The organism is Tissierellales bacterium (assembly GCA_025210965.1).
Lineage (GTDB): Bacteria > Bacillota > Clostridia > Tissierellales > JAOAQY01 > JAOAQY01.
This window is the reverse complement of record JAOAQY010000172.1, coordinates 1-8,511: the sequence shown is the minus strand read 5'-3', so window position 1 is coordinate 8,511 and position 8,511 is coordinate 1. Positions and strand designations below refer to the sequence as shown.

Annotated in this window: 9 protein-coding genes; 4 read left to right on the top strand and 5 right to left on the bottom strand. The window is 33.9% G+C overall.

Annotated features, from left to right (window positions below):
* On the top strand, window positions 1–211 hold a 211-nt coding region (locus tag N4A40_12265), incomplete at its 5' end, for a hypothetical protein (GenBank protein ID MCT4662626.1).
* Between the two features lie 45 nt (window positions 212–256).
* On the opposite strand, the gene N4A40_12260 is transcribed toward N4A40_12265, so the two are convergent.
* The 4 genes from N4A40_12260 to N4A40_12245 form a co-directional block, all read right to left on the bottom strand.
* Entirely contained in the window at window positions 257–760 is a 504-nt protein-coding gene (locus N4A40_12260) for a DUF1097 domain-containing protein (GenBank protein ID MCT4662625.1), read from the bottom strand.
* 140 nt (window positions 761–900) lie between these two features.
* The gene (gene preA / locus N4A40_12255) at window positions 901–2,112 is read right to left on the bottom strand and encodes an NAD-dependent dihydropyrimidine dehydrogenase subunit PreA (GenBank protein ID MCT4662624.1); all 1,212 of its coding nucleotides are present in this window, start codon (window positions 2,110–2,112) and stop codon (window positions 901–903) included.
* Entirely contained in the window at window positions 2,112–3,374 is a 1,263-nt protein-coding gene (locus tag N4A40_12250) for an FAD-dependent oxidoreductase (GenBank protein MCT4662623.1), read from the bottom strand. Before N4A40_12250 ends, preA begins: the two co-directional genes overlap by 1 nt.
* A 286-nt stretch (window positions 3,375–3,660) precedes the next feature.
* Window positions 3,661–4,329: a tetratricopeptide repeat protein gene (locus N4A40_12245; GenBank protein MCT4662622.1), complete on the bottom strand. Its 669-nt coding sequence runs from the start codon at window positions 4,327–4,329 to the stop codon at window positions 3,661–3,663.
* A gap of 167 nt (window positions 4,330–4,496) precedes the next feature.
* Here N4A40_12245 and N4A40_12240 point away from each other — a divergent pair, with 167 nt between their 5' ends.
* Window positions 4,497–5,132, top strand: coding sequence for a cyclase family protein (locus N4A40_12240; GenBank protein ID MCT4662621.1), 636 nt, complete (start codon window positions 4,497–4,499; stop codon window positions 5,130–5,132).
* 115 nt (window positions 5,133–5,247) lie between these two features.
* Here the strand turns inward: N4A40_12240 and N4A40_12235 are convergent, their stop codons facing one another.
* On the bottom strand, window positions 5,248–6,567 hold the full coding sequence (locus N4A40_12235) for a Na+/H+ antiporter NhaC family protein (protein MCT4662620.1): 1,320 nt from the start codon (window positions 6,565–6,567) through the stop codon (window positions 5,248–5,250).
* A gap of 315 nt (window positions 6,568–6,882) precedes the next feature.
* On the opposite strand from N4A40_12235, the gene N4A40_12230 reads away from it, so the two are divergent.
* Both N4A40_12230 and N4A40_12225 read left to right on the top strand, forming a co-directional pair.
* The gene (locus tag N4A40_12230) at window positions 6,883–7,560 is read left to right on the top strand and encodes a corrinoid protein (GenBank protein ID MCT4662619.1); all 678 of its coding nucleotides are present in this window, start codon (window positions 6,883–6,885) and stop codon (window positions 7,558–7,560) included.
* 1 nt (window position 7,561) lies between these two features.
* The coding region (locus N4A40_12225) for a methylcobamide--CoM methyltransferase (protein ID MCT4662618.1) at window positions 7,562–8,511 on the top strand (950 nt) is incomplete at its 3' end.

Sequence of the window (8,511 nt, the reverse complement as noted above, 5' to 3'; positions counted from 1 at the left end):
GCTATATTTTTTGACAGTCGACAGTATTACCAAAAAAGGAGTAGTAATTAAGCATATGAAGTCCAAAATTATCATAGGGATAATCATCAGTAGTTTGATATATGCTATATGGAAGAAATTTGATATTGCGTATATTTTTCTTTTGTCGTACTTTTTTGTAGTAATGAATATAATACCAATCGTCAATAAAGATTTAGAGTCGGTAAAATAGAGAATAGAATAAAAAAAATCACTCATATGAGTGATTTTTTTTATTCTATTCTGAAACCATCTCATCTCTTTTGGTTCTAAAAGATGGAATGCTAATATTTTGATTTGAAACATTATAGATCAAATCTCCTAGTTTTTCACAGGCAAATCCCAAAACAGCTCCACAAGCTAGAGATGCCAATACCAAAAGCCATTGACCACCAGATGCGAACGTTGAAAAACAGCCTATGAATACGCCAGTCATGAAATCTAGTTTTTTCCATTTGATTTGAGTACAAATAGCAAAAGTTATGATGAAAGTTGATATACCATTTGCAAACGGTATGAAATCAGCATATTCACAAAACCATATTGCCATCATAGCCCAAAATACTCCACAAGCATTAGTTCTAAGTGCTTTAAAAAATCCTTGGCTCTTAGCACCACCAGCGAAAAAAGTAGTGCAACCAGCAAAGCCAGCCCATGTAATAAGACCAAGAGATACGCTACCTTCTGCCCAAAAAGCGCACAGCAGAGCAGTAGCAATAGCCGAAGCTAATAATCTACTCATAATCAAAAACCCTCCAAAACCCAAAATAGTATTTCTATAAATTCAAATAACCATCAAATAAATGACTTAAGATTACCGAAACACAAGAAAGTAATATTTTAATAGAATTTTGGAGGGGTGAGTGTGACTTAATTCACGTTTTATTGATTTTTAAAAACTTTTTTGCCCTTTGAGATACTTTGTACTGGGCAAACATTGGCACAAAGATGACAACCAACGCATTTATCTTCATCAAGCTCAGGCTTTCTATCTTCTTCATTCCAATTTATAGCTTGGTGACCACCATCGTAGCAAGAAATGTAGCATCTACCACATCCCACACAGCTATCTTTGTCGAATTCAGGATATATTATAAAATCTCTATCCAAATCTTCTGCAGGAACGATTTGATCTAGTGCTTTTCCAACTAAATCTTCTAACCTATCTATACCTTTTTCTTCCATATAATAAGAAATACCACTTATCATATCTTCCACTATTCTATAGCCGTATTGCATTATAGATGTAGTCACTTGAAGATTTCTTGATCCAAGGAGTATAAACTCTATACAATCTTCCCAAGTTTCTATTCCACCTATACCGCTGATTGGAATATTTTTAAGATTTTCATTTGATGCTAATTCATGAATAAACCTTAGAGCTATAGGTTTTACAGCTTTTCCAGAATATCCAGATACAGAAGACTTTCCATTTATTACAGGATATGCAGTCATTTGATCTAAATCTATACCAGTAATTGATTTTATAGTATTAATAGTTGCAAGAGCGTCAGCACCACCTTCAACAGATGCAATTGCAGGTTTTGTCATATCGCCTATATTTGGAGTCATCTTGGCTAGAAGTGGAAGAGAGGAACCTCTTTTTACCGCTTTACAATATGTTTTAACCAATTCAGGATTTTGACCAACATCAGAACCCATTTCATGACTAGTCATTTGAGGACAGGAGAAATTGCATTCAATCATATCTGCTCCAGCTTCTGTTACTAGGCGAGCAAGTTCAGTCCATTCTTTTTCATTTTCTCCCATTATTGATGCTATAATAACCTTTCCAGGATAATTTTTCTTTAATTTTGTTATAGCTTCTAGGTTTTCTTCCAAAGGATGTGTAGAAATTTGCTCCATATTTTTAAAACCAACAAAAGCAGTTGACTCTTTTTGTAAATGATCGAATCTTGGAGAGACTTCGTTTGGTATATAAAAACCGATTGTTTTGTATACTATGCCGCCCCAGCCAGCTTCTAAAGCTTTAGCGCACATTTCATAACATCCACCAACTGGAGAAGATGATAAGAAAAATGGATTTTCGCATTTTACACCACAGAAATTTATAGAAAGATCTTTTGTTTTCATTATTTTAAACCTCCTTTAGAAGAGCTAGAAGATTCTAGATAGTTCATTATTAGTTTTGCTACATCCTTACCTTGCTTTACACCATCAACGACTGTTTTGTCACCATCAGTGCAATCACCAGATACAAATATAGAATCATCATTTGTTTTGTACTTGTCCAAGATACTTATAGAAGCTAAGTCTTTTAAATCGTCAGATTTTTGACCTATAGCCAAAAGTACATGGTCAGCAGGTAATACCAATTCTGAATTATCTTTAAAACCTACAGCTTTTATAGCTTCTACACTAGCGCTGCCAATGATACTATGAGGTTTAAAGCCAGTAAAGACAGGTATACTTAAGTCTTGTAAGTATGATTTTTCGTCTGGAGATGCAGGCATTTCGAGTAGACTTCTTCTATAGACTACCTTTACATCTTCACAGCCAAATCTTTTAGCAGTGCTCGCGCAGTCCATAGCTACATCACCACCACCTATAACGACTATATGTTTTCCAATAAAAGTTGAATCTGGATTTGTTTTAGCTTTAGCTAAAAATTCACATCCTTGTTCGACTTTTTCTAAATTAATTCCATTTATATCGAGATCTTTACCATTCTGATTGCCTATAGCTATCAGTATAGATTTAAAGCCTTTAGCCTTTAAATCTTCTATGGAAAAATCTTTTCCTAATTTTTTATTTGTTTCAAAATTCACTCCAAGCATTTTAATGTAATCGATTTCTTGATCTACAAGAGCTTGAGGTAATCTATCAGAAGGAATACCATAAGATAACCATCCGCCTAATTGTTCTCTTTGTTCAAATACAGTTACATCATAGCCTTTTTGAACTAATGCAGAGGCAGCACTAAGTCCGCTTGGACCAGAACCTATTATGGCTATAGAATCTTTTGTTATTTCTACAGATTCTAATACTTTTAGATTTGTATTCAATTCGTATTCTGTGATATATCGCTGTAATTTTGCTATTTGTATAGGTTTATCTATATCACAGTGACTACAGGCTCCTTCACAGTATTTATCAGTAGGACAAACTCTCGCACAAACACCGCTTAAAATATTATTAGATCTCAATGTTTCAGCAGCTCCCTTTATATTTCTAAAACGCAATGAGCGGATAAACTTTGCCGGATCAGATTCCGCAGGACATGCTTTAGAACAAGGGGCATCGTGACATAATAGACAACGAGAGGCCTCTTCTATAGCTAATAACGGTGTAAATGGTTTTTCACGTTCTTCTAAGTAGTTTTTTTCATTTTTCATAACAACCTAAACCTCCTTAAATTTGAAAGGATTTTACCTAAACAAAAAACTCACGCAAGATCTGACGGGAAAAATAGGATCGCTTGCGTAAGTTACTTGAAAACGGCTAGAAAGTTTTCAAGCTGTCGAACAATTCTAATTGTTTCGACATATTGACTATACAACATTGTTATAAAAATGACAATCACTGTAATCATCCAAAATCTAGTGAATTTTGGATGATATTGTTAATTATCTAACAAAACCTTCGAAAAGCTACGTTTTTCGAAGGTTTTGTATGTTAAAACTAAGATATCATCAATCTGAGTTTATTTACATATTCAGGGTCTAGAGGCTCAGCTTTGTCAAAGTAAAACATTGCTGAATCTAAATCATCTAATTTATAATAAGCTATAGCTAAATTTGTAAAAAAACTGACCTCACTTGGATCGAGTTCTATGGCTTTTTCTAGTTTTTCAATAGCTTTTTTAGGCAAATCTCTATTTATATATAGAATGCCTAATTGACCATAGCTAAGCGCGTGGTTTGGATCTAGGTGTAGAGCTTTGTGAAGAATATTTTCTATTTGAGAACTAGGGTATGAACGTTTGCTGTATATCCTAGATAATATTACATAACCTGATGCTGTCATCGCATTTTTAAATTCAGCTTCACGTATGAATTCTACAATCATCTCATCGTCACCGAGTTCAGCAGCGCAAACTATCAATAGATTGTAGATATCGGTGTCGCTAACTTCTTTTCGCTTTTTAGTTAGCGATTTTTTTAAAAGATTTATTGCTTTCTCGTATTTTTCTTTTTCATAAGCTTTCATAGCTTTGTCGGCATAGATATCTCCACTTCTGGTAGCGAGACGATATATGAAGAAAGTTAATGCTCCTAATTTGATTATAGCTTTAAAAATTTTTACTACCATGTGAATTGATATTAGTTCTGTAGAATGTGATAATATCATCATAAACACTCCTTTGTGAAAATAGATTTATATGACTGTAAAATTATACCATGATTTTTTTATTTGTCATAGGCTAAAAATGAATTATACTATGTTTGTATTTGCTCACAGTGAGGAGCTGATATAGAATTAATGTATACAAAACTATAAACTTAGAAGGTGAAAATATGAAGGTAGTAGATTTAACTCATAATTTAAATGAAAAAATGCCAGTTTATCCAGGAACGCCAAAACCGAAATTCGACAATGTGTATACCTTTGAAGAATACAAATTTAGAGAGGCGAAATGGACTATGTTTTCTCATACTGGGACTCATATGGATTCGCCGGCTCATATGGAGTTAAAGGGTAAAACACTAGATCAATTCGATATAATTCAATTTATTGGTCGAGCTCTTGTGATACATATACGAGATCTTAGTAGCAATATTATAGAGATGAAGGATTTGAATATAGAAACTGAAGATTTAAGAGAAGCAGAATTTATTCTGATAGATACGGATTGGAGTAAATACTGGGCCGAAGATAGGTATTTTGAAGAAGGACCATATTTATCTATAGAAGTTGTAAGAGAACTTATGAAATATGATTTAAAAGGTATAGGTATAGATCAGATGTCAATAGATGGAATGAACACAAAATCTTTTGAGAATCATCACGAGATATTGTCTAAAAACAAAACTGTAATAGTGGAGAACTTAAAAAATCTAGATAAACTACCAAAATGGGTAGAGTTTATGGCGTTTCCTATAAATGTAGAGAATTGTGATGGATCGCCTATTAGGGCAGTGGCTAGGTATTAAAATTTTAGTGTTTTCGAGTAATTTTTTTAGAAAATCAAGTTATAATTTAGATTAGTGAAAGAGGCAATTGCGCTTTAATTTTAAGTGCAATTGCCTCTTATATTCACCCATAAATCTAAGCTACTTTTTTGCTAACTGATTTTTTAAATTTGAGATTAGGAATATTAAATGTTATAGCTATAACACCTGCTATAAGAGTCAAGAAAGGATAATACATGTATTTTACTATTGCAAAAGACGACACCCCGCTAAGTCCGGATACGAATAGTAATTGAGCACCATAAGGTATGATTCCTTGTATAGAGCTTGCAAATAAATCCAGTATACTAGCTGAGCGTTTTGGGTCTATATCGTATTCTTCAGATATATTTTTTGCAAGAGGACCTGCCATTACTATACTTATAGTGTTATTTGCAGTACACATATTTATGAGACTTGTAAGTATAGCTATACCAAATTCTCCTCCTCTTCTTCCGCTTACAGTTTTGTGTATAAAGTTTATTAAAAAATCTATACCACCATTTAGCTTTATCAGTTCAACTAGTCCACCTATGATTAGTGAAATCATAGCTAAATCTTCCATACCTTGCATACCCTTTGCTCCCGTTTGAAGCATTTCTAAAAATTCAAAGCTTCCATCGAATAGTCCGATAGCGCCTGAAAGCACTATGCCTCCCATGAGCACGGCAAGTACATTCATACCGAGAAGTGCAGAAACTAGCACAGCTATATATGGGAGTATTTTTATAAAACTAAAATCATGACTTTCTACTACACTAGTTTGCATTCCACCGGCTAATACAGATAGTAATATAGCAGTTATTACAGCAGCTGGAAGTACAATCAAGAAATTTACCTTAAACTTGTCTTTCATTTCGCAGCCCTGAGTTTTTGTAGCCGCAATTGTAGTATCTGAAATCATAGATAGATTGTCTCCAAACATAGAGCCACCAACGACACTCGCGAGTGCTAAAGCGACTGGAATGCCAGTTTGCTCTGCAACGCCTATGCCTATAGGCGCGAGTGCTACCATAGTTCCCATAGAGGTTCCCATCGATAGTGATATAAAACAGCAAATTACGAATATACCTGATAGCAATAAATTTTGAGGAAGTATACTAAGACCAAAGTTTACAGTAGATTCAACGCCGCCCATAGCAGATGATATAGAGCCAAATGCACCAGCTAGAAGAAATATAAGGCACATGAGGATGATATTAGAATCACTTGCCCCTTTGCAAAACACCTCTATTTTCTTTTCTAGATTTACACTTCTATTCATACAAAGGGCTACAGTTGAAGCTATGACAAAAGCTACTAATACAGGCATAGCATAAAAATCTCCAGTTATTATGCCAGAGCCTATAAATAATAGTAAAAAAACAAAAAGTGGTAGCAAGCCGAGAGCACTTGCTTTTGATGAATTAGATTCCATAAAAAATCTCCTTTCGATAGTTAAATATTTTTGCAAATAATTGCCACTAAGGATTATATAGCTATAATTTGATTAAAGATAATAGTTTATATTTATGTGATTGACTACGAAATAGAAAAAGCTTATGAGTTAATATTTTTATTGCTAGTAGTTAATATTTTAAATGATTAATTAACATTAATTATTTCAGAAAGAATTTCTATTAGCATAGATTATAATAAAAAAATCTCTATAAAAAATCTTAATTTGTTGACGTATTAACTCCAATATAAAATGGATAATGTGAATACTATTTATTAGGAGGAAGCGGTTACAATGAAGACTAAAGAAGTATTATTAGAAGAATTGAAAGAATGTGTCATAGAAATGGAGGATGAAGAAATTGTTGATGTTGCGAAAGAGTATATTCAAAATGGATATGACGCATTTGACGGAGTACAAGATGGGCTTTGTAAGGGAATGGAGAGAGCTGGAGAACTCTTTGAAGAAGAGGAATACTATATTCCTGAATTATTAATATGTTCTGATGCTATGTATGAAGGTATAGGAGTATTAAAAGAACACATAATAGAAGATCCAAGCGCAGAGAAACTAAAAGCAGTAGTTGGAGTAGTTGAAGGAGATACTCATGATATAGGAAAGAATATTTATAAAATCATGCTTGAATCTAATGGATTTGAAGTTATAGATTTGGGAAGAGATGTTACATGTGAATCATTTATAGAAACTGCGAGAAAAGAAAAAGCTCATTTAATAGGGATGTCGACACTGATGACTACGACTATGGGACATATGAAAGAGGTAATAGAGGCTCTTGAAAAGGAAGGGATAAGAGACGAGGTTGTAGTAATGGTAGGTGGAGGACCTATTTCTAGAAGTTTCGCAGAAACAATAGGAGCAGATGGATATGAAAGAGATGCTGCACTTGCTGCAAAATTAGCTAAAAATTTAGTTAAAACAAAGTTGCTAGATAAGATTGCATTGGGGGCTTAATATGGATCCTAAAACTAGGCTTTTGGAAGCGATGAAAAAAAATAAAGTAGATAGACCACCTTGCATTTGTCCTGGTGGAATGATGAACATGATAGTAAGAGAGCTTGTTGAAGATAAAGAACTTACTTGGCCAGATGCGCATACAAATGGTGAGAAAATGGCAAAACTTGCAAGAAAAAGTTATGACGCAGGTAGTTTTGAAAACTATGGAGTCCCATTTTGTATGACTATAGAAGCAGAAGCTATGGGTGCAAAAGTCAGTCTTGGGACAATGGATACAGAACCTAGAGTTACAGAGTATTGCATATCAAAGAGTGAAGAGTACAATGCTTTAAAAACTTTGAATTTTAGTGAAGGCAGACCGAAAGTAGTATTAGATGCAATAAAGTACATCAAACGTAGTGGGGAGGAAGTTCCGATTATTGGAAATCTAGTAGGGCCGATAAGTTTAGCAAGTTCACTTGTAGATCCTATGGTGTTTTATAAAGAAATGAGAAAAAAGCCTGAAGAAGTACACCGATTATTAGAGTTTGTGACAGAAGAGAGTCTAAAATTTGGTATAGAGCAGCTAAAAGCAGGAGCAGATGTCATAACTATTGCAGATCCAAGTGGAACAGGGGAAATACTCGGAGCAAAACAGTTTTCAGCATTTGCAGTACCTTACTTAAATAGATTAGTTGAAGGACTTGAAGCCTATAAACCCAATAGTGTTATAGTTCATATTTGTGGAAGACTCAAAAGTGTCTACTCTCCGTTAAATGATTTGAAAGCAGGGGTAATAAGTTTTGATGCCATAACTAGCATATTGCAAGTTAAAGAATTTGTTAAAGATAAAGCTATAATGGGGAATGTAAGTACCTATACGCTTGAATATGGTGAAGAAGATAAGATAGAACAAATATCGAAAAAGTGTGTCGAGCAAGGCGTTAATATATTGTCGCCAGCTTGTGG

Excerpts from the sequence above, each read along its gene's own strand:
- N4A40_12260 (MCT4662625.1), bottom strand. The coding sequence starts at position 760 with ATGAGTAGATTATTAGCTTCGGCTATTGCTACTGCTCTGCTGTGCGCT.
- preA (MCT4662624.1), bottom strand. The coding sequence starts at position 2,112 with ATGAAAACAAAAGATCTTTCTATAAATTTCTGTGGTGTAAAATGCGAA.
- N4A40_12250 (MCT4662623.1), bottom strand. The coding sequence starts at position 3,374 with ATGAAAAATGAAAAAAACTACTTAGAAGAACGTGAAAAACCATTTACA.
- N4A40_12245 (MCT4662622.1), bottom strand. The coding sequence starts at position 4,329 with ATGATATTATCACATTCTACAGAACTAATATCAATTCACATGGTAGTA.
- N4A40_12240 (MCT4662621.1), top strand. The coding sequence starts at position 4,497 with ATGAAGGTAGTAGATTTAACTCATAATTTAAATGAAAAAATGCCAGTT.
- N4A40_12235 (MCT4662620.1), bottom strand. The coding sequence starts at position 6,567 with ATGGAATCTAATTCATCAAAAGCAAGTGCTCTCGGCTTGCTACCACTT.
- N4A40_12230 (MCT4662619.1), top strand. The coding sequence starts at position 6,883 with ATGAAGACTAAAGAAGTATTATTAGAAGAATTGAAAGAATGTGTCATA.